Source organism: Mesorhizobium sp. NZP2298 (genome assembly GCF_013170825.1).
In the GTDB taxonomy this organism is placed as follows: domain Bacteria; phylum Pseudomonadota; class Alphaproteobacteria; order Rhizobiales; family Rhizobiaceae; genus Mesorhizobium.
In genome coordinates, this window is the sequence record NZ_CP033365.1 from 6,413,714 (window position 1) to 6,432,992 (window position 19,279).

Sequence of the window (19,279 nt, forward strand, 5' to 3'; positions counted from 1 at the left end):
GGCCGGCACCGGCTGCTCGACCGAACAAATCCGTTGGGAGAACACCATGGGCAAGCGGATCATTTTCACCGGCGGCAGCGGCAAGATCGGTCGCCATGTCATACCCTATTTGCTGAAACATGGGCATCAGGTCCTCAACCTCGACCTGACACCGCTCGATGTGCCTGATGTCGACACCGTCATCACCAACCTTGCAGACGCCGGCGAGACCTACAATGCGCTGACGCTGCATTTCGGATTCAACGAATATTTCGGCGGCAAGGGCCGCGGCCCAGTCGACGCCGTCGTCCATTTCGCGGCGCTCCCGCGGATATTCCTGCGGCCGGACAACGCCATGTTCGCCGCCAATGTGCAGTCGACCTACAATGTGATCGAAGCCGCCACCAAGCTCGGCATCCGCAAGATCATTACCGCTTCCAGCGAAACGGTCTATGGCGTGTGCTTTGCCGAAGGCGTCCGCGATTTCACGTCGTTTCCGGTGGAAGAGGATTACGACGTCGATCCGACCGACAGCTACGGTCTTTCCAAAGTGCTCGGCGAGAAGATCGCGCGCTCTTTTGCCTCCCGCACCGGAGCCGACATCTATGCGCTGCGGATCGGCGGCGTCGTCGAACCGCATGACTATGCCCGTTTCCCGGAATTCCTGTCCGATCCCTCGAAACGGCGGCGCGACGCCTGGACCTATATGGACGCTCGCGATCTCGGCCAGATCGTCGATTTGTGCATCGAGAAGGATGGCTTGGGGTTCCAGATATTCAACGCCGTCAACGACAACATCGTGGCTGAGTTGCCGACGGCGGAGTTTCTGGGCAAACACGCACCCAGCATACCAGTCACACGCGCCATGGATACGTTCGAAGGACCGATCTCAAACCGCAAGCTGCGCGACGTCCTTGGCTTCCGGCAAGAATATGACTGGCGCACACAACGACCCGGTTGATGCCCCGATGGGCACTTCAGCGATCGAAGAAGCCTGCGTCCTCTTCCTTGAGATACTTCCTGGCCGCTTCGGCGTCGATGTCGAGGCCCAGCCCCGGCGCTTCCAGCAGGTCCACCATGCTGTCCTTCACGATCTGCGCCGGCAAGCCGATCACCAAATCCTCCCACCACGGGTCGGAGGCGCTCGGATATTCGAAGGCGATGTAGTTGGCGGGCAAGGTGGCGCAGACATTGATCAGCGCCCCTAAGCCGAGCAAACCGTTCGCGGTGCCGTGCGGCGCCATCAGGATCGAGTGCATGTAGGCGTGCTCGGCGACCCATTTGAGCTCGGCGATGCCGCCGATATCGGCCGGGTCCGGACCGATGATGCGGACCGCCTGCGTTTCGATCAGCTCCTTGAAATTATGCCTGAGATAGATCTGCTCGCCGGTATGGATCGGTGTCGAGGTGGAGGTCGTCAGTTCCCGGTAGGCCTGCGGATTGACCCAGGGCACATAGTCGCCGGTCAGCATGTCCTCGAGCCACATCAAATTGTACTTCTCGACCGCTCGGGCGAACTTGATCGCATCGGGCAGCATCCAGCCCGGGCCGCAGTCGAGCGCCAGGCTGACCTTGTCGCCCAGCACTTCCTTCATCGCCGCCACGCAGTCGAGCATGTGATTGAAACCGCGCTCGCTGATCACGCCCTGATCCATGGCGCCGTGATAGCCGGCCTTCTTCTGCGTCACGCCGTAGTGGAAGTCCTCGATGCTGTCCTTCATGTTGGAGTGGAACGAGATTCCCTGCTTGACCATGAAGAAGTTCTGCGGCTGCTCCATCATCCATTTGACGTCGGCGGCGTAGTCCTCCGGCCGGTCGCCCGTGCGCTTGCGGCGGATCGAACCGTTGTAGACGCGCACCTTGTCGCGCACCTTGCCGCCGAGGAGTTTGTAGGCCGGCACGCCCGCGGCCTTGCCGGCAATGTCCCATAGCGCATGCTCGATGGCGCTCACCGCCGCGCCATAGGGTTTGAATGAACCGCGCTGGCGGATCTTCAGCATCACCCGCTCGACGTCGGTCGGGTCCTCGCCGAGCAGCGCCTCGCGGAAATGCAGCACAAAGGGCTTGAGATAGGTTTTGGTATACTCCACCTCGCCCAGACCATAGACGCCCTCGTCGGTGACGACGCGAACGATCGGATGCTTGCCGATAACCGCGCAGCGCAGATCGGTGATCTTCATGGCGCAGCCCTATTTCACAGACGAGAAAGCTGTCGGCGTGAGCAACTGGCTGCTGATATTGGCAACGATCTGCCCGTCGCGCTCAGACTCTTCCCGGGCCTTGTGCCATACCGGATCGCTGACGAAAGCCGTCCATTTCGCCTCACGCTCGGCCAGCGATTCCCAGGCGAGGAAATAGGTGAGGCGATTGCTGTTTTCGCCGATCGCCGTGGTGAAAAACCCGGCTTGGCGGATGCCATGCCTCTCCCAGATGGCCAGCGTTTGCTCGGAAAAGCGCTTGAGCAGAGCCGGCAGCCTGCCCGGCAGGCAGTCATAGATACGCAATTCGTAGATCATGGTTTCGTCCGTTCCTTCTTCGCCTGGGAGAGGTCGACACGAATGGTCGATCGTTGGCCCTGAGCCTGGGGGATGATGGCAGGAGGTCTGGGCTAACTCCAAGTCCGGTCCCAGCTATATTCATTGTCCCAATGTTCGGTGGATTGCCATATCCCCGTGACACCGGACTGCAGATGCTGGCTGATCACCTCGTCGACCACATCGTCTATGCCCAGCCCCGGTCTGTCGGGCACGGTGATGAAGCCGTCCTTGACGAGCGGCTTGGGCAGGCCGGTGACGATGTCGTCCCACCAGTCGACATCGGCGGAGTGGTATTCGAGCGCCATGAAGTTTTCGGTCGCGGTGGCGACATGCGCGGCGGCCATCGCGGCGATCGGACTTTCGGCCATATGGATCGCCATGGCGACGCCGTGGTCCTGTGCCATATCGCCGATCTTCTTGGTCTCCAGGATGCCCCCGCTGGTGAGCAGGTCCGGGTGGATGACGGAGAGGCCGCCGCTCTTGAGCAGAGGCTCGAAGCCCTCCTTGAGGTAAATGTCCTCGCCGGTGCAGATCGGCACCGTGGTGGCCTGCTGCAGCTGCCGGTACTGCTCGGTATATTGCCAGGGAATCACGTCCTCGAGCCAGGCAGGAACATATTTCTCGATACGGCGCGACAGACGTATGCCGTCCTGCAGCGAGATGTGGCCGACATGGTCGATGGCGAGCGGGATTTCGTATCCGATCACCTCGCGAACCTCGTGGATGTACTGCTCGAGCAGGTCGATCCCCTTTTCGGTGAAATGCAGGCCCGTGAACGGGTGCTGCACGTTCTGCGCGTCGTAGGCGAGATTGCGGGCCTTGCGCTCCTCTGATGTGCCGCCACGGCCGCGCGGGTTGGCGTGGAAACCGTCGAGCGCGCCGGCGGGCGCGGACACCGCGCCCGGGACATGGGCGATCTGCATCAAGCCGAGGTCCATTTTGAGGAAGGTGAAGCCGCGCTCCATGCGCTGTTTGAGGCGCTTTCCGGTTTCGGTGCCGCTCGGCTTTTCGGCATCGGTATCGCAATAGACGCGCACATGATCGCGAAATTTGCCGCCGAGCATCTGGTAGATGGGAACTCCATAGGCCTTGCCGGCGAGATCCCAGAGCGCGATCTCTACCGCCGACACGCCGCCGCCTTGCCGGCCATGCCCGCCGAACTGCTTGATGCGGCGAAACAGGCGATCGATGTCGCAAGGGTTCTCGCCCAGCAGCCGGCTTTTCAGCATCAGAGCGTAGGTGGCGCTGGCGCCGTCGCGCACCTCGCCAAGCCCGACGATCCCCTGATTGGTATAGATCTTGAGCAGCGCCGAGGTGAATGGCGCGCCGACGATTTCGGCAACCCGCATGTCGGTGATGCAAAGGTTGGAGGGTTTTGAATTCGTGTTGATCCGATTGAGAGCCTCGTCGGCTCCACCCGCTTTTGGCATGACTTGTCCTCGTTCTGATCGGCGGGAGGCTTGTCGCTGGTGCGCTGGGCTTTGCTAGCCGATGTCAATCTCGTGGGCCTGCAGATAGTCGCGATTCATCTCAACCCCCAGACCAGGCTTCGACGTCAGCTTGAGGTTGCCGTTTGAAACGTCGAGCGGGATGTCCATGAGGTGATCATATTTGCCGAGGTTCCACTCCGACGTCTCTAATTTGTAGAAGTTGGGAACGGTCATCATAACCTGCGCTCCCGCAACAACGTTGATCGGCCCCGCGGCATCGTGCGGCGAGACCGGGATGTAGTAGGCTTCGCACAGGGCGGAGATCTTCTTCAGTTCGGTAATGCCGCCGGTCCAGGTGACGTCAGGCATGATGTAGTCAGCGAGCTTGTTCTCGAGCACCGGTACGAAATCCCACTTCGTGTGGCCGCGCTCGCCCCACGAGATGGCGGCACTCACCTTCTCACGCACTTGCTTGAGCGCGTTCAGGCTCTCGGGCGGACAGGGCTCCTCGAACCAGTCGATCTGGCCGGCTTCCTCGAGGCTCCTGCAGAGGCGAATGGCGGTTGGAACGTCGAAGCGGCCATGCGCATCGATGAGGATGTCGACATCAGGGCCCGCCGTTTCGCGGATCAGCGCCGTGAGCTCGGCCGCTTCGCGTTCATCCTTGCGGGTCATGCTGCCATCGAGGTAACCGTCGCGCTGTTCGCGCGACAGGCCATCCGCGGTGCGGCCCTGATGGGGGAAAGGATCGAATTTGAGGCCAGTGTGTCCGGATTCGACAATGTCGCGAATTTCGCGAACGACCGCCTCCTTGCTGGTGAATTTGGCCTGGTTGGGGTGGGTGTAAAGCGCGATCTCCTCGCGCACCGGCCCTCCCAGCAACTCGTAGATCGGCTTGCCGAGAACTTTGCCGCGGATATCCCACAGAGCTATGTCGATGGCGCTCACGCATTCAACGGCGGCGCCGCGGCTGCCCATATAGGTGAAGCTGCGGAAAATCTTGTGCCACAGATGCTCGATGCGCGCCGGATCCTCGCCAGTCACGGCGATGCCGATCTGCCGCAGGATCGTGCAGAGCGCGCGGTTGGCCAGCTTTGTGGTGGTGGTGATCTCGCCCCAGCCGCTCACCCCCTCGTCGGTCGTCACTTCGACGAACAGGTATTCTCCCCAATATGAGGCCGGAGACTTGATCAGCCATGGCCGGATGCCTGTGATTTTCATCTCAACTACCTTTGTCTGAAGGGCCGGGCAAACGATGACCCGCCTGCTATCCAGCCCGGGCCGCGCTACGCGCACGCATGTGTTCGAGGACATGCCGGCCAGAGCCCTCGACATGGCGCGCAATGAGTTCGGCTGCCTCGTTGGCATTTCCTGCCTTTACATGGGCGATGAGCTCGCGGTGCTCGCGAATGATCGCGGCACGGCGGGCGAGCGTAAAATTGAACCGCCGGCTTACGGCCCGCAGCACTTCGCGATGCTTCCACCAAAGCTCGGCGGCATGGCGGTTATAGTGCCGCTGGTACATCACGGTATGGAAAGCCGTATCCAGCTCGCTATGCCTGAAGGTGTCGGCGAAGTTGTTCTCTTCGATTAGGCCTTGGAGACGTTCGAGCTCGGCGATGTCCTCGTCGGTCGCCATGTTCACAAACCATCGCGTCAGGGCTGGCTCGATCAGCACACCGATCTCGTAGATATCCCGGACAAAATCCTGGTCTATGGGCCGCACGCGTGCCCCGCGATTGGGGAGAAAGGTGACAAAGCCTTCGCCGCGTAACAGTTGCAGGGCCTCGCGCACTGGATTGGTCGAAGTGCCGTGACGCCGGGCCAGATCGGTGACCACCAGCCGTTCGTTAGCGGCGAGCCGCCCCTCGATGATGTCCTCCCGGATCAGTTCATAAAGCGAGGCGCCCTCGCTCGAGGCCCCAAGAGGATCGATCCCTTCGGGTGGCTCTGCTTTGAATTCCCGCGTTTCGGCCAAGGCCGGCCCCCCTTCCGTGAATACACACCTTCCTCGATATCACGCACGATTCCCATAAACAATGTACGATTTGTTGCGTTGACAGCCAATCTGCGATCTGAAAACGTATAAATTGCTCGAAGGGATACATTTGAGGAGATGTCCCCGTAGCCGACGAGTAACGCCGTTCGCCTCGATGCAGAGCGGCATGGGAGAGAAACCTGGAGGATACCTATGACGAGGATTACACTCGGCGGTGCCGTCCTGCGCGGCACTGTCTCCACTGCGTTAGTGGCATCGTTGATGTCCGCACCGGCGCTGGGTGCTGCGCCGGTCGACTTGAGCAAGTGGTCGCCGGAATATGTGCGCTCCATTGCAGGCACACAGGATTTTGACACGGCCGCCGATTGCGCCAAGGTCACCCCGCTCGACTACAAGGGGCGACTGACGTTTTGGTATCAGGGCGTGTTCGAGGGCGACCCCGACCTCCTGCGCCAGTACTACAAGGACTTCTTCGAGACCTTCCGCAAGACCTACCCGAACATCCAACTCGAGGATCAGGCCCTCACCTACAACGATCTCCTGGACAAGTTCCGCACGGCGCTGCTTGGCAATGCCGCGCCGATGGCGGTGCGCCTGCAAATCCTGGGTGGCACAGAGTTCGCCTCGAAGGGCTATCTGCAGCCGCTCAAACCCGAGGACGTGGGATATTCGACCGAGGATTTCTGGCCCGGCGCCATGAAGGCTGTGACCTGGGACGGCGTCACGTACGGCGTGCCGACCAACAACGAAACGATGGCCTTCATCTGGAACGCCGACATCTTCAAACGCGCGGGGCTCGATCCGGACAAGGCTCCGGCAACCTGGGACGATGTCGTCAAGTATTCCAAGCAAATCCACGACAAGCTCGGCATCGCCGGCTACGGTCTCGTGGCCCGCAAGAATGCCGGCAATACCCCGTACCGCTTCATGCCTCAGCTATGGGCCTATGGCGGCGGCGTTTTCGACGAAGCCACGGCGAACCCGACCTACAAGCAGATCGAGCTCGACAGTCCGCAAAGTAAGGCCGCGCTGCAAGCCTCTTACGACATGTATGTTCGCGACAAGTCGGTTCCGGTTTCGGCACTCACCAACCAGCAGGCCGACAACCAGCCGCTGTTCCTCGCCGGTCAGCTCGGCATGATGATCTCGCACCCGTCCGACTACAATGTCATGCTTGACCTGCAGAATAAGGCGACGGGCAGCGACAAGGACAAGGCGCAGACCGTTATCGACAACATGCGCTACGGCCTGATCCCGACCGGCCCGGACGGCAAGCGCGCCGTCGTCTTCGGTGGCTCGAACATTCACATCCTGAAACCCGAATATGTCGAGGGCGGCAAGGTGGACGAGCCGGCCGCGAAGGCCATTATCTGCATGTGGACCAGCCCGGAGTGGTCGCTGAAGATGGCCTATGCCGGCTCGAATCCGGGCAATCTCAACGGCTTCAAGACCAAATGGATGAAGGAGCGTCTCGACAGCATCAAGTTCCTCGATGTCACGACCTCGATGCTGCCATATGGCATCCCATTCCCGGCTCTGCCCCAGTCGCCTGAGATCATGAACATCATCGTCCCAGACATGCTGCAGAATGCCCTGACCGGGGCGATGACCGTCGACCAGGCAGCGGACGATGCGGCCAAGAGGGTGAAGGAGCTAATGGGCGGCGGGCTCTAGCCGAAGCATGACTTGAGATCTTGCCGGTCGCGCCCGAAGCGCAACCGGCTCGTTCCGAAAAATAGGGGCACGCCAAAGTGACGATCCTGACCGGCAAGACCGGGGCTCGGGGAGGATTTCGACCCTTGCTGCGGAAGATCTGGGCGCATCGCGCCGACTATGCGTATGTGCTTCCCGCGATCGCCGTGATGCTGATCGTGATCGCCTATCCGATCTACTACACGGTCGAGCTGTCGTTCTTCAACACGCCACCTGGCCTGCAGCTTCGCGACAAGATCTTCGTCGGCGTCGACAATTATACGGCGATCCTCAGCAGCGGGATTTTCTGGAAGGTCACCTCGAACACCCTGATCTGGACTCTGGCATCCACCTTCATCTCCTTTGTCCTGGGGTTTGCCTGCGCGCTGGCGCTCCATCGCGACTTTGTCGGCCGTGGCGTCCTGCGTGCCATCCTGATCATTCCCTGGGTCATCAGCGCGGTCGCCGCTTCCTATATCTGGAAGTGGATCTACCATTCGGACTTTGGCATCATCGGCGCGGTGCTGGTCGAGCTTGGATTGGCCGACCGGCCGCCAAATTTCATCGACAGCGTGTCAACGGTGCTGCCCTCCCTGATCGTCGTCAATATCTGGCGCGAGTTCCCGTTCGCCATGATCATGATGATGGCCGGCCTGCAGACCGTACCCGACCAGTTGCTGCGCGCCGCAAAGGTCGACGGAGCCAATGCATGGCAGCGCTTCTGGCATGTCACCTTCCCGCATTTGAGAAACGTCTCGACGGTAACGATCCTGCTGCTGGCAGTGGCCAACTTCAATTCCTTCATCATCCCCTGGATCATGACCGGCGGCGGGCCGTCGAACGCATCGCATATCTGGATCACCCACATCTATGAGCTCGCCTTCGGCCGCCAGCGCTGGGGAGTGGCATCGGCCTATTCGGTGCTGTTGTTCCTCATCCTGATGATGTTCGGTTACTTCTACGTCCGTGCGCTGAGCGGAAACGAGCGGAAGGATCACAGCGCATGAGCACACCCGCCGAGACCGCCGCTCGAGGTCAGCCCCGCCGCCGCATGCGCGTCGACGGGTGGCGGTGGGGTGGGCGCATCTTCCTCGTCTTCATGCTCCTTTACACGGCGTTGCCGATGATCTGGATGCTGCTCACCTCGATCAAGTCCGGCTTCGCGGCGATGCAATTCCCGCCGCAATGGTGGCCTGACCAACCGACCCTTGCCAGCTACCAGAAGCTGCTCGACCCACAGAACAGCGTCGGCCAGGATTTCCTTCGCTTCTTCTGGAACAGCCTTTTCGTTTCGACCGCCACGACCGTCCTTTCCGTTATCGTGGCGGTTCCCGCGGCCTATGCGTTTTCGCGCTTCACCTTCCCGGGCCGGAACTTCCTGTTCTTCGCCGTGCTGCTTCGCAACATGTTCCCGGCGGTGATCTTCCTCGTGCCGCTCTTCATCCTGATGCGCGCGATCGGGCTGGTGAACACGCACGGCTCGCTGGTCCTTACCTACCTCACTTTCGGCCTGCCGCTGGCGATCTGGCTGCTGAAGGGCTTCTACGACAACATCCCGGTGCAGCTCGAGCAGGCGGCGCGCATCGACGGGGCGACGCGGTTCCAGGCCTTTATCCTGATCGTGATGCCGCTCTCGGCGCCAGGGATCATCGCCACGGCGATCTATTCCTTTATCGGTGCGTGGAACGAGTACATCTACGCCTACACCTTCCTCTCCAAGAACGAGCAGCTGACGTTGCCGGTCGGCATCCAGCGCTTCTTCTCGGAAAACACGACGGACTTTCCAGGCCTGATGGCAGCCAGCTTTATCATGAGCGTGCCCGTCGTGGTCCTCTTCCTCGTCCTGCAACGATACTTCGTACGCGCCCTCACGGAGGGCGCGGTCAAGCACTAGGGAGTTGCCCATGGCCCATGTGGTCCTCAAAGATCTCGTCAAGACCTACGGCAGCTTCAAAGCCGTCAACGACGTTTCGCTGACCGTCAATGACGGCGAGTTCGTTGCGCTCGTCGGTCCGTCAGGCTGCGGTAAGACAACGACCCTCAATCTCGTCGCGGGTCTGATTCCGATCACATCGGGCGATATCGTCATCGGAGACCGGGTGGTCAATGACCTCGACCCAAAGGACCGGGACATCGCAATGGTGTTCCAGAACTACGCGCTCTACCCACAAAAGTCGGTCTATAAGAATCTCGCCTTCCCGCTGCAGATGCGCAAACTGCCCAGGGACGAGATCGACAGGAAGGTCAAGGAAGCGGCGCGCGTGCTCGATATGACACAGTTGCTCGAGCGCAAGCCGCGCGAACTTTCGGGCGGGCAGCAGCAGCGTGTGGCCCTGGGCCGTGCCCTGGTCCGCGATCCCGCTGTGTTCCTCATGGACGAGCCACTTTCCAATCTCGATGCAAAACTGCGCGTGCAAATGCGGTCGGAGATAAAGCGCTTCCACCAGGACCTCAAAGCCACGATCATCTATGTGACGCACGACCAACTCGAAGCCGTGACCATGGCGGACAGGATGGCGGTGATGAACGGCGGCTACCTGCAACAATACGATTCACCGGCGCAGGTCTTTGCCCATCCGGTGAATATGTTCGTCGCCAGCTTCATCGGCAGTCCGGCGATGAGCCTTGTTCCGCTGGAAGCGTCGACGACAAACGGCAACACCGTGCTGACGGGCGCGGAGCGCTGGAGCCTCGAGCTCTCGCCGCGCAACGCCCAGAAAGTCACGCGGGCAACGACCAAGAAAGTCGTGCTCGGCGCACGTCACTCGACGATCAAGCTCCACAAGAGCGCGGCGCCAGGCGCCGTCCCGGCCAAGGCCTACACGGTGGAGCCCACCGGAGACATCACCTTCGTGCAAGCGTTGCTGTCCGGCGCCATCGTCAACGTCAGTGTGCCGCCGACCATCGCCGTTGCGCCGGACGAGCAGATCTGGCTCGAGTTCGACCAGGAGCGGATGCACCTGTTCGACGGCGAAACTGAGATGGCCCTCGAGGCTGACTGAGACAAGACGGGTGCGTTTGCAATGGGGGCCGGATGACCGAGAAGCTTAGGATTACCGCGATCAAGCCCTACCCGGTGTGGGTAGGAACGCGCAACCAGATGCTCGTCAAGATCGAGACCGACCAAGGCATCTTCGGCTGGGGCGAGAGCGGCTTGAGTGGTCGCGAGAGGGCGGTGACGGGCGCCATCGAGCACTATCGCGAGTTTCTCATCGGCCGCGACCCGATGCAGATCGGGCGGATTTGGCAGGAAGTCTATCGCAGCCAGTATTTCGAAGGCGGGCGCGTTCTACAGGCAGCGATTTCCGCCATCGACATCGCCCTTCACGACATCAAGGGCAAGGCGCTGGGCGTGCCAGTCTACGAGTTGCTCGGCGGCAAGCAGCGCGACCGCATCCCCACCTTCGCCTCGACCGGAGACGAGGCCGAGGGTGATGCTGCCATCGAACGAGCCCGCGAATTGCGCGCGCAGGGCTGGCAGGCGATCCGCTTCTTCCCCGCCGGGCAAAGCAGCAGAGACCTCTTCGATCCGCGCGAGTCGATTGGCGTGACCGCGAGGATGATGAACAAAGCCCGCGAGGCGCTGGGCGACGACGCTGTGCTGGGCATCGATTATCATCATCGGCTGTCGGTGGCCGAGGCGGCGAGCTTTTGCAACAAGCTCGGCCGCGGCGTGCTGGATTTCCTTGAGGAGCCGATACGCGACGAGACGCCGGAGGCTTACGAATCGCTGCGCACGATGACTGACATTCCGTTCGCCATCGGCGAGGAATTTGCCAGCAAGTGGCAGTTCCTGCCCTACATCGAACGCGGCATCCATCAGTTCAACCGGCTCGACATATGCAATGTCGGCGGGTTCACCGAGGCGATGAAGGTCGCTGGCTGGAGCGAGGCGCACTATGTGGACCTGATGCCGCACAACCCCCTTGGTCCGGTGTGCACCGCCGCGACCATCCATCTCGGCGCGGCGGTGCCGAATTTCGCGTGGCTCGAGACCCGGGCGCCGGAAAGGAAGCTGGGCTTCGACAGTTCCGAGTTCTTTCCCGTGCAACCCCGACTGGACGGCTCTGACTATCCGGTCAGCGACCTGCCGGGGCTCGGCGTCGAGGTCAACGAAGAGGCGATCCGGGCGCAGAGTTTCCGTTTCTGGGAAGCGCCCCACCTCAAGCGCCGCGATGGTTCTGTCACCAACTGGTAGTTCAATTTCAACCGGAGTCCATCATGACGCATACCCCCGACATCACGCGGCCACCTAAAGACCTGATCGACGCGCTAAGGGAGATCGGCGCCGCGACCGTTGCCGGCACGCTTGGCCATATGGGCTTCCGCAATCCGCATATGGTCGGACCGGTGGCGCAGAACCGCGGGAAGTCGATCGTCGGGCCGGCGCTGACGCTGCAGTTCCTGCCGCAACGGCCGGATCTCTTCAACGAGGGAGAATACGCCGATCCAGAGACACAACTGCACCGGCACGTGCTCTATCATGCGCAGGAAGGCGACGTGGTTGTGGTCGACGCGCGTGCCGACATGAGCTCGGGCGTCTTCGGCGATATGATGTCCACATATTTCAAGGGCAGAGGCGGCGCCGGCATCGTCATCGACGGATGCATGCGCGACCGGCCCAACGTCGAGAAGCTCGATCTGCCGCTGTGGCTGCGCGGCTGGACCCCCAACTACCACGTGCAGACCAGCATCTATCCAAACGCCGTAAATGTTCCGATTGCCTGCGGCGGTGTCACGGTGATACCCGGCGATATCATCGTGGCCGACGACGACGGGGTGGTGGTAGTTCCAGTCGCAATGGCCTCAAAAGTGATTGAAGAATCGAAGAAGCATCACGATTGGGAAGAGTTTTCGCGACAGAAGCTCATGCAGGGCGCGCCGTTGCAACGCTACTATCCGCTGCATGACGATGCCCGCGCAGAATACGAGGAGTGGCGCAGCGCAAAGCGCTAGATGTTTGATCCCAGGCTTTGATGGTTCATCATTGACGTCCGAATAAAAGGATGCGCTGTGGGCCAGGTTCTGCATGGGAGCGCCACAACGACAGAGGCGATCCGTCGAGCGATACAACATAGTCAAGCGAGCCTGAGGGCGCTTTCGAAGCGCTATGGCATCAATCCCCCCGAGTGCGTCGGCAGCGTCGGTCTTGTCGCGCTGCGCCGCCATCGTGACGCGCACATGCCTGGTTTCCAAGCACATTGCCGGCAGGCCGAGCCTGGCCAGTTCAGGCTGCAGTCAGGGTGACAGCGAGCTGGCTTCGCGGCCGACCCGCCGCAGCCGCGCCACAAACGGTTTCAGCGCCTTCCAGGTCGCTTCCGCATCCGTCACCACCGTGCTCTTCAGATGCACCGCGCGGTCTCGTTGACGACGCACACCGCAGTCTCGTCGATCGCCACGTCCAGTCCACAAAGGAATTCCATCGTCCGCCTCCTGCGCTCTTTGACAAGAGCAGAATGGTCACTCCAGTCGCCACCCCTCGCCAGCGGCACCGCAGCAGACGCACAGGTTTGCTGTCCAGCCTGGCACCTGCCCCGATTACGGGCCGCAATCCCTCGTCGCACCGAAGTGCGATGGCGCAAGAAGCTGCCTATCGTTGCGATAGGTCGAAGGCTTCCTGCAAACTCTGCTGCAGATGGGCGGATAGCCAAATCCGATGCACTCACACCACGCGGTCCGTCCGATTTCCATATGAGCGCCGTTTGATCGGAGACGCTTTGGCCGTTTCGCGCTCTGGAGTCGCAAAGCCCAGGCGTTCAGCTCTGACGCAGATTGCAGATTTGTGAGCATGGGCTGGAGGCAGACGCACACCTGCAGCTGCAGGTAGGCGTTGCGCAGCTATGCCCTTTTCTCACCAACTCGATATCGTTGGCCGAACAGATGGTCCTGCGGGAGCGGCCGGCGCCTCCATTGGGGTGATTGGGCGAAGGCGCCGGCCTACCGGGGCGCACCGTTGGGGCAACGCGCTCCGATTTCAGGAGAGATTTGTATTTTCGAAGGGCTTGGATTCCCAACCCTTAAGTCACATTGTCTCGGCGGCAACCCATCCCAGCCGCTCGAAAAAGGGCGACAGCCTCGAAGCGCCGTCCATACCCTCCGCGCTGACACAACGTGCCAGATGTCGGCGCCTAAGTGATTGCCATTCGGCATCGAATCGAACACGCATTTTGCATGTCGGTTTCGAGAAAACACTTACATGGGTTGGTCTTGCGGGGATGGAATTCGTCGTTGACTACGCGGTCGCCGTTTGGGGAACGTGTTAAGCGCCCCTCGCCGCTGCGACCGAAAGGAAGACAGCGAACCCATTCAGCGGGCGGCTCGATGCTTAAAGATGAGTTGATTTAATCGCCCTTGAGATGAACGACCAGCTTCGATCGCCTCGCTTCCATCAAGGGCAGATGTAAGCAGGGTCAAACTCCGCCAGCTCCCGCAACCGCTGGGGCTGAAGTATCTCCAAATGATGCTTGTGAAGGGTGATCAACCCGTCCTGGCGCATCTGCTGCAGGACGCGGTTGAGGTGAACACCGCTCATTCCCGTAGCGTCAGCCAGAACCTCATGGGTCAATGGCAGATCGAAGGAATGATCCCCCACAAGATCGACGCGGCGAAGGCGAGCATGCAACTCGCAAAAGAGATGTGCCAGATGTGTCGATTTCTCGTGCCGCCCCATATAGGCCAGCCAAACTCGCAAAGTTGCCTGTTCGATCAAGGCGATGCTTATGAAGGCTTTGGCGAGGTTGGGATGGCGAGCTATCGCCGCAGTCACCGCGTGCCGGTTCAAAACCGTAACCACAGTCGGGGTCAGTGCGGCCACACGTCCGACAGAACCTTTCCCCAACGCCGACAAGTCGCACAAGTCGCCGACGATCAGAAGATCGGTAATCTGCCGGGCTCCGTCCTTGAAAGAAACGGAGCGGGCGGCCCAGCCCTCCGACATTATGTGAAGCTCTGGAGTATCCTCCTCGGAATCAAAGATGGTCTCGCCGCGCCTGTAGTCCCTTGTGCTCGTTATCGCCCTCGCCAAGGCATCTCGCTCGGCTTCGCCCAACGCTATCCTGCGCATTCGCTTAACCAAAGCGTCCAACGACAAAACGATCACTCCGACGTTACAGCCAACGAATGTCTGGGAGGCTGACAAAGATAAATCGCACCAGGGCCGCTCCCCTTGACTCAGATCAACCCCAATTGATAGCCCCGCAGACAAGGACCCTCCAGACACGCGCCGGCGGATTCAAACATTGCGATATGGTCGCGCCGAATTGGTTGCATTCAAACGATTTTTGCGACGCTATCTCTATGCCCCTCATCGGTGATCGTGGGAGGAAATCATGGGATCGCCCGAGCACGCAGTCGAGAGTTCGCCTTGTTCTTCTACCGCCACTCATAGCCAGTGCGGGATTGGCGACTGCTCACCACATCGATGAATTCCTGCCGCGCCCCATGAATCGACGCTGTGAGCCCGCTGCTCCGTTAGCGGCCGTGTTGTCGCGACGTGAGACGCAATCCGGGAAAGGGCTAACCGACTGCAAGTCTTATCCCAGTCATAATGATTGCAAGCGTAAGAACGGTAGCGATTAGCCATGGGCGCGCGCGGTACCGGCTTAGCCACGGAGCTGGGCCAAGTTTGGCCCTGACGGATGGCTGAGCGCCGCGGCGCGGCGGCTCCATCACAACGTTCTGGCTGCAGCTTTGGCCAACAAGCTCGCGCGCATTGCGTAGAACGTGCTTTCCACGGTCGTTCGTTTGCGGGCGAATTCGAGCCGCACATGCGGTCAGCGTCGTGATGCGTGATTGTTGATGTTCCTGCCACGGTCTGCGAGGTGACTTGAAACGGATGGCACAGCGGTCTCCTTGGCGCGCCTGAGACTTGGATGCACGCATGGCCGACAGAGGCCTGCCACATAGGAAGATCAGGTGTGTGCGGATTACGATGATGGCCCGGAGCACCGGGCCCATGCCAGCGGCGCCGTGGCTGACACACACCCTTGCTGCCCCTCTAGGCGCCTGCTGGCGATTGATGATGGTTCGGCTGATATCGATTCCTTGGCACTGGAATCATGGCAACGTTGGGCACTCGCAGAGGCAGACAGGATCGATTCAGTACGGTCTGGTAAAAATCTGACACATCTCAGGCTGTCGTGCTAGCAAGTCGACCGCCGCAGCTGCCGCCTAATCTAGGTTAGCCTAAGGAAGAACATTCCATAGACGTTCGCGGAACCAAAGCGATCCGCTCAGACCTTGGTAATCAAGAGTGTAAGACCTTGGTCCTGCGGCATAACCAAGAGGAGGGAAAGCCAGGAATACCTTCGATTTGACTTCGCGAACTGCACCCTCGTTATCGACGCAGTGGCCTAAGTCTGGAGGGGGGCTATCCTTAAGCCTAGTTTGGGCAGCGTAACAGATATGATAGCGGCGCCACCAGCGATGAGCCACAGTCATCCTCATGCCCTCCGGCATGCATCGCGAGCGCAAGGAGGGTAGGACTCTCCAGATAGCTGCTCAATCCCCGTTGCCGCAACAATCATCCTATAAGACTAGAGCCAACTTGCTCCTTTTAGAGGAGCCTCTTCCCCTGTGTTTCCGTTGACAAATAGCTACCACCCGATACGCTTTTTCACAACCAAACTGAAACTTGTGACGGTTTTTCCGATACTGTCCGTGCATTGGATGAAGGCCGTCGACGGGTTCGACACTACTATCAGGTGAACGGTTGTTGGATATTGAAAAGCGGCACGGTCCACAGGCGGCGGGAAGAGTTGGATCGACTTGTTCAGAGCCCTTCGGGGCTGCCGCCGTTGGTCGTCCACTCTTTGAAAACTCGCTATCGATATTGAACCGGACTGGTGCTTGGCATATAGCCAAGGACCTTTGCCAGGAGTTCGTACCAGAGCACGCACGGGTTCGGTATTGGAGACTTGGCGCGATAGCTCCCGAAGGGCTGGCGCGCAAGATCGCGGCCAGGCTGATGATGCTGGAAATCAGTTGGCTTAAGGACAGCCAATATTGCTTGATCGGCAGCAAAGCCGCGGGTGGCAACAGCCGGATCTTTCTCGATCCGCTCTTTGTGCTGAGATCAGAGCTGGCTGAAAAAGATATCGTGCTCTGCCATGACGTCGGCCCTTTGAGCCACAGCTACCTCTATGACTCTGTAACCGTCGAGAATTACCGTGTCGCCTATGAAAAAATCCGCAGGCACAGGCCCGGGATTGTTTTCGTCAGCGATTGGTCGAAGGACAATTTCGTTTCCATCTATGGGTCAAACTTCCGATTCCTGACCACCATTCCGCTATACGTGCGCACGGGCCTGTTTGAGGGGTCGCTGGAAGCTCTTCCTGGTGTCGACGGGCCATTCTTCTTGACTGTCGGCGCCTTTGAAACACGTAAGAACCAGATCACGGCGCTTGAGGCCTATCGAGACGGCGGGTTCTACAAGCAAGGTATCAAATACGTGCTTTGCGGCTCGCGAGGCGAAGGCCGCGAGAAGATCGTCGATCTTGCGAAATCGATACCAGGGACGGTGTTGCCGGGATATGTGGCGGACAGCCAGTTGCGCTGGCTCTACGCGAAAGCAGAGGCATTCATTCTGCCGAGCCTTCTGGAAGGGTTTGGCATGCCCGCCTTGGAGGCGGCCCATATGGGCCTCTTACCGATCGTCTCCGAGGGAAGTGCATTGGTGGAAGCGGTGGAAGGCGTATGCGTGCAAGTCCCTCCAAAAGACACGACTGCAATCGGACAGGCGATGCGGCGAGCCCTTTCACGCAGTTCGAGCGAAAAGGCACGGGCCAGCCGCGAACTGCGGGACGTTGCCTCGCGCGCTTCGAAACAGCGCTTCCTGCAGGGCTGGAGAAGCCTGCTGCTGGGCGGATAAATCGAGTCCGGACGTTTGGTGAAGGCGCGGGCATACCTCGCCTGTGGGTCAGAGGCCCAAAAGGGGGCAGGCCGCGCGATACCAGAATGGCAATGCCTTCCACCGCAAGCCTGCATTGAACAGCCCGCCCCAGTGCCAGAGCCAATGGTGCGGCACACGGCTGCGGAGATCGCGCGCAAACTTCCCGAAGAGGCCGCGACTGCAGTGGAGGCCTACGAAAGCAGTCGTTCCATTTTCCGGGATCGTTGGCAAAACGACTTGAGTGAAGCATTGGCTCGGGCGCTGGGTAGCGTTCCGGTCCCCTAGGCAGCATCGATAGCAGGCATGGGCTGTGCCGTCTGATAGCGATTGCGTCTTTCAAAACCCGCTGCCATGCGTAAGGCGCTGACCCTGGTGGCAGAGACAACAGCGATTGCGATGAAGAAGAGGGGGCCAGGGTCGGCGCTGCCGCCTGACACCGAGTTGGCAATTATGCCGGCGAAGGCGGCGTTCCTGATGCTCAATGCGACTGCAGCCGTCTCAGGCGCCACCCATTGTTGCACCCCGCTCAATCCCCGGGTCAGGACACCGAGCAGCATGGCCAGCATCAGAGACCCAAAGAAGCCAAGCTGGGACAGAACCGCGATCGGCCAGCTTGATGCCCTGGAACTGCCGAAGCCGACGCCAAGGCCACTGGTGTCGACGAAGGACTGCAGGCTCTTGAGGTTCCAATAGGTGCGCTCATGCCCCGAGGCGGAATCGGCTTTGTTGATGATGGTGCTGTTGATGAGCCTGACGAAGGGATCCAGCGCGTCGGCCCTGTAGAGGCTGACGCCCAAAACAGCGGCCACGCCCAGCACCATCAGGACGGTGATCAATATCTCCTCCCGCTCGACTCGTCCCCTGAGAACTGATGCCAACATTGAGAGGGCGACCGGAATACACAGCAAAGTGAGGCCAAGATAGGCGGTCGAGGATGTCGACAGGATGGTCAGGAAAAGCAGAATGGCCGCAAGCCACTGGGCGAGACGAGACCTGGTCTTTCTCCAATATGTAAAGGAGAATGCCAGGCAGGCCAGGGAGGCGCCGGCAAACGAAGAGGCCTCGGAAAAAGGTCCTGTGATACGTGCGAAACCGGCCTCGTAAGCGTTGCTTATGATCGCATAGTTGGCGGTTCTGATCGGGGCGAGTACGTCGCCCACGCCGGCATTCTTGCTGACGAAATCAAGCAGCCCCATGCCGGCATGTAGGCCGCACCACAAGAAGAACCCACGGCGTAGCTGGTCTATCCTGTCGGCGTGCAGCAACAGGGTGCAAAGCGCGATGGTCGTTAGGCCACCGAGAATGAAATAGCCTGTCTGAGAGGTATTGCCTGAAACCGGAGCCAGCGAAGCTTCCACGACGGTGCCGCGGATTTTCGACTGAACAAAGACAGCCGTCTGCCCGGCGAAAAACCTTGGAAACAGCCACGCTCCAATGATTGCGTAAACCATGACGCCCGCAAGGATCCAGACTGGGCGGATGCTCCCAAACACGCGTCCTAAGTCGAGCCATATATGTCGTCTGGCAGCGACGGCAGCGACGAGCAGAGCCTCGAACATGGTGTAGATGAGCGGAGATGACCCACCCAAAAAAGTCAGGGTCATGACGGCCGTGGCGCCGAATGCCTGGGAAGCAATCAGCCCAACAATCAGCATTCCTCGGGAATAGTATGCAATGATCAGAATAGCCGCGCACACCAGCAGACCCGGTAAAGAAACCTGCATTGCTGATTGAGCCTCTCTCCCAGTTGGTC

General features: G+C 60.2%; 15 protein-coding genes and 2 pseudogenes. 9 read left to right on the forward strand and 8 right to left on the reverse strand.

Going from position 1 to position 19,279, the window contains the following annotated elements; translation table 11 throughout:
- Window positions 1-46: 46 nt before the first annotated feature.
- Window positions 47-940: an NAD-dependent epimerase/dehydratase family protein gene (locus tag EB231_RS30690; RefSeq protein WP_172352150.1), complete on the forward strand. Its 894-nt coding sequence runs from the start codon at window positions 47-49 to the stop codon at window positions 938-940.
- Window positions 941-956: 16 nt separating this feature from the next.
- Here EB231_RS30690 and EB231_RS30695 read toward each other — a convergent pair whose 3' ends face one another.
- From EB231_RS30695 to EB231_RS30715, 5 genes are all read right to left on the reverse strand, one after another.
- Window positions 957-2,159 (reverse strand): mandelate racemase/muconate lactonizing enzyme family protein, encoded by a 1,203-nt coding sequence (locus EB231_RS30695; RefSeq protein ID WP_172352151.1) that lies wholly within the window; start codon window positions 2,157-2,159, stop codon window positions 957-959.
- 9 nt (window positions 2,160-2,168) lie between these two features.
- Window positions 2,169-2,495, reverse strand: coding sequence for an NIPSNAP family protein (locus tag EB231_RS30700; protein WP_172352152.1), 327 nt, complete (start codon window positions 2,493-2,495; stop codon window positions 2,169-2,171).
- Window positions 2,496-2,587: 92 nt separating this feature from the next.
- Window positions 2,588-3,946, reverse strand: coding sequence for a mandelate racemase/muconate lactonizing enzyme family protein (locus EB231_RS30705; protein ID WP_172352153.1), 1,359 nt, complete (start codon window positions 3,944-3,946; stop codon window positions 2,588-2,590).
- 54 nt (window positions 3,947-4,000) lie between these two features.
- Window positions 4,001-5,167, reverse strand: coding sequence for a mandelate racemase/muconate lactonizing enzyme family protein (locus tag EB231_RS30710; RefSeq protein ID WP_172352154.1), 1,167 nt, complete (start codon window positions 5,165-5,167; stop codon window positions 4,001-4,003).
- A 46-nt stretch (window positions 5,168-5,213) separates the two neighbouring features.
- Window positions 5,214-5,924 carry a GntR family transcriptional regulator gene (locus EB231_RS30715; protein ID WP_172352155.1) on the reverse strand — a complete coding sequence of 237 codons (711 nt, stop codon included), beginning with the start codon at window positions 5,922-5,924 and terminating at the stop codon, window positions 5,214-5,216.
- Window positions 5,925-6,137: 213 nt separating this feature from the next.
- Here EB231_RS30715 and EB231_RS30720 point away from each other — a divergent pair, with 213 nt between their 5' ends.
- The 7 genes and pseudogenes from EB231_RS30720 to EB231_RS30750 all read left to right on the forward strand — a co-directional run.
- Complete coding sequence (locus EB231_RS30720; RefSeq protein ID WP_172352156.1) at window positions 6,138-7,619, forward strand: ABC transporter substrate-binding protein; 1,482 nt, start codon at window positions 6,138-6,140, stop codon at window positions 7,617-7,619.
- A gap of 77 nt (window positions 7,620-7,696) precedes the next feature.
- Window positions 7,697-8,644 carry a carbohydrate ABC transporter permease gene (locus tag EB231_RS30725; protein ID WP_172352157.1) on the forward strand — a complete coding sequence of 316 codons (948 nt, stop codon included), beginning with the start codon at window positions 7,697-7,699 and terminating at the stop codon, window positions 8,642-8,644.
- Window positions 8,641-9,531 carry a carbohydrate ABC transporter permease gene (locus EB231_RS30730; RefSeq protein WP_172352158.1) on the forward strand — a complete coding sequence of 297 codons (891 nt, stop codon included), beginning with the start codon at window positions 8,641-8,643 and terminating at the stop codon, window positions 9,529-9,531. The genes EB231_RS30725 and EB231_RS30730 overlap by 4 nt, the downstream gene beginning before the upstream one ends.
- 10 nt (window positions 9,532-9,541) lie before the next feature.
- On the forward strand, window positions 9,542-10,639 hold the full coding sequence (locus EB231_RS30735) for an ABC transporter ATP-binding protein (protein ID WP_172352159.1): 1,098 nt from the start codon (window positions 9,542-9,544) through the stop codon (window positions 10,637-10,639).
- Between the two features lie 32 nt (window positions 10,640-10,671).
- Window positions 10,672-11,835 carry a mandelate racemase/muconate lactonizing enzyme family protein gene (locus tag EB231_RS30740; protein WP_172352160.1) on the forward strand — a complete coding sequence of 388 codons (1,164 nt, stop codon included), beginning with the start codon at window positions 10,672-10,674 and terminating at the stop codon, window positions 11,833-11,835.
- Window positions 11,836-11,858: 23 nt separating this feature from the next.
- A complete protein-coding gene (locus EB231_RS30745; protein WP_172352161.1) occupies window positions 11,859-12,593 on the forward strand; it encodes a ribonuclease activity regulator RraA in 735 nt (244 codons plus the stop codon).
- 57 nt (window positions 12,594-12,650) lie between these two features.
- Window positions 12,651-12,758 (forward strand): annotated as a pseudogene (locus EB231_RS30750) (IS481 family transposase); the annotation flags it as partial.
- 3 nt (window positions 12,759-12,761) lie between these two features.
- Here EB231_RS30750 and EB231_RS35305 read toward each other — a convergent pair.
- Both EB231_RS35305 and EB231_RS30760 read right to left on the reverse strand, forming a co-directional pair.
- Window positions 12,762-13,060, reverse strand: a pseudogene (locus EB231_RS35305) (IS110 family transposase); the annotation flags it as partial.
- 965 nt (window positions 13,061-14,025) lie between these two features.
- Window positions 14,026-14,700, reverse strand: a complete 675-nt coding sequence (locus tag EB231_RS30760; protein ID WP_172352162.1) for a Crp/Fnr family transcriptional regulator — start codon at window positions 14,698-14,700, stop codon at window positions 14,026-14,028.
- Window positions 14,701-16,350: 1,650 nt separating this feature from the next.
- Between EB231_RS30760 and EB231_RS30765 the strand changes: the two genes are divergently transcribed.
- Window positions 16,351-17,505 (forward strand): glycosyltransferase, encoded by a 1,155-nt coding sequence (locus tag EB231_RS30765; protein WP_246740781.1) that lies wholly within the window; start codon window positions 16,351-16,353, stop codon window positions 17,503-17,505.
- A gap of 302 nt (window positions 17,506-17,807) precedes the next feature.
- On the opposite strand, the gene EB231_RS30770 is transcribed toward EB231_RS30765, so the two are convergent.
- Entirely contained in the window at window positions 17,808-19,250 is a 1,443-nt protein-coding gene (locus EB231_RS30770) for a hypothetical protein (protein ID WP_172352163.1), read from the reverse strand.
- Window positions 19,251-19,279: the final 29 nt, after the last annotated feature.

Excerpts from the sequence above, each read along its gene's own strand:
- EB231_RS30690 (WP_172352150.1), top strand. The coding sequence starts at position 47 with ATGGGCAAGCGGATCATTTTCACCGGCGGCAGCGGCAAGATCGGTCGC.
- EB231_RS30695 (WP_172352151.1), bottom strand. The coding sequence starts at position 2,159 with ATGAAGATCACCGATCTGCGCTGCGCGGTTATCGGCAAGCATCCGATC.
- EB231_RS30700 (WP_172352152.1), bottom strand. The coding sequence starts at position 2,495 with ATGATCTACGAATTGCGTATCTATGACTGCCTGCCGGGCAGGCTGCCG.
- EB231_RS30705 (WP_172352153.1), bottom strand. The coding sequence starts at position 3,946 with ATGCCAAAAGCGGGTGGAGCCGACGAGGCTCTCAATCGGATCAACACG.
- EB231_RS30710 (WP_172352154.1), bottom strand. The coding sequence starts at position 5,167 with ATGAAAATCACAGGCATCCGGCCATGGCTGATCAAGTCTCCGGCCTCA.
- EB231_RS30720 (WP_172352156.1), top strand. The coding sequence starts at position 6,138 with ATGACGAGGATTACACTCGGCGGTGCCGTCCTGCGCGGCACTGTCTCC.
- EB231_RS30730 (WP_172352158.1), top strand. The coding sequence starts at position 8,641 with ATGAGCACACCCGCCGAGACCGCCGCTCGAGGTCAGCCCCGCCGCCGC.
- EB231_RS30735 (WP_172352159.1), top strand. The coding sequence starts at position 9,542 with ATGGCCCATGTGGTCCTCAAAGATCTCGTCAAGACCTACGGCAGCTTC.
- EB231_RS30740 (WP_172352160.1), top strand. The coding sequence starts at position 10,672 with ATGACCGAGAAGCTTAGGATTACCGCGATCAAGCCCTACCCGGTGTGG.
- EB231_RS30745 (WP_172352161.1), top strand. The coding sequence starts at position 11,859 with ATGACGCATACCCCCGACATCACGCGGCCACCTAAAGACCTGATCGAC.
- EB231_RS30760 (WP_172352162.1), bottom strand. The coding sequence starts at position 14,700 with ATGCGCAGGATAGCGTTGGGCGAAGCCGAGCGAGATGCCTTGGCGAGG.
- EB231_RS30770 (WP_172352163.1), bottom strand. The coding sequence starts at position 19,250 with ATGCAGGTTTCTTTACCGGGTCTGCTGGTGTGCGCGGCTATTCTGATC.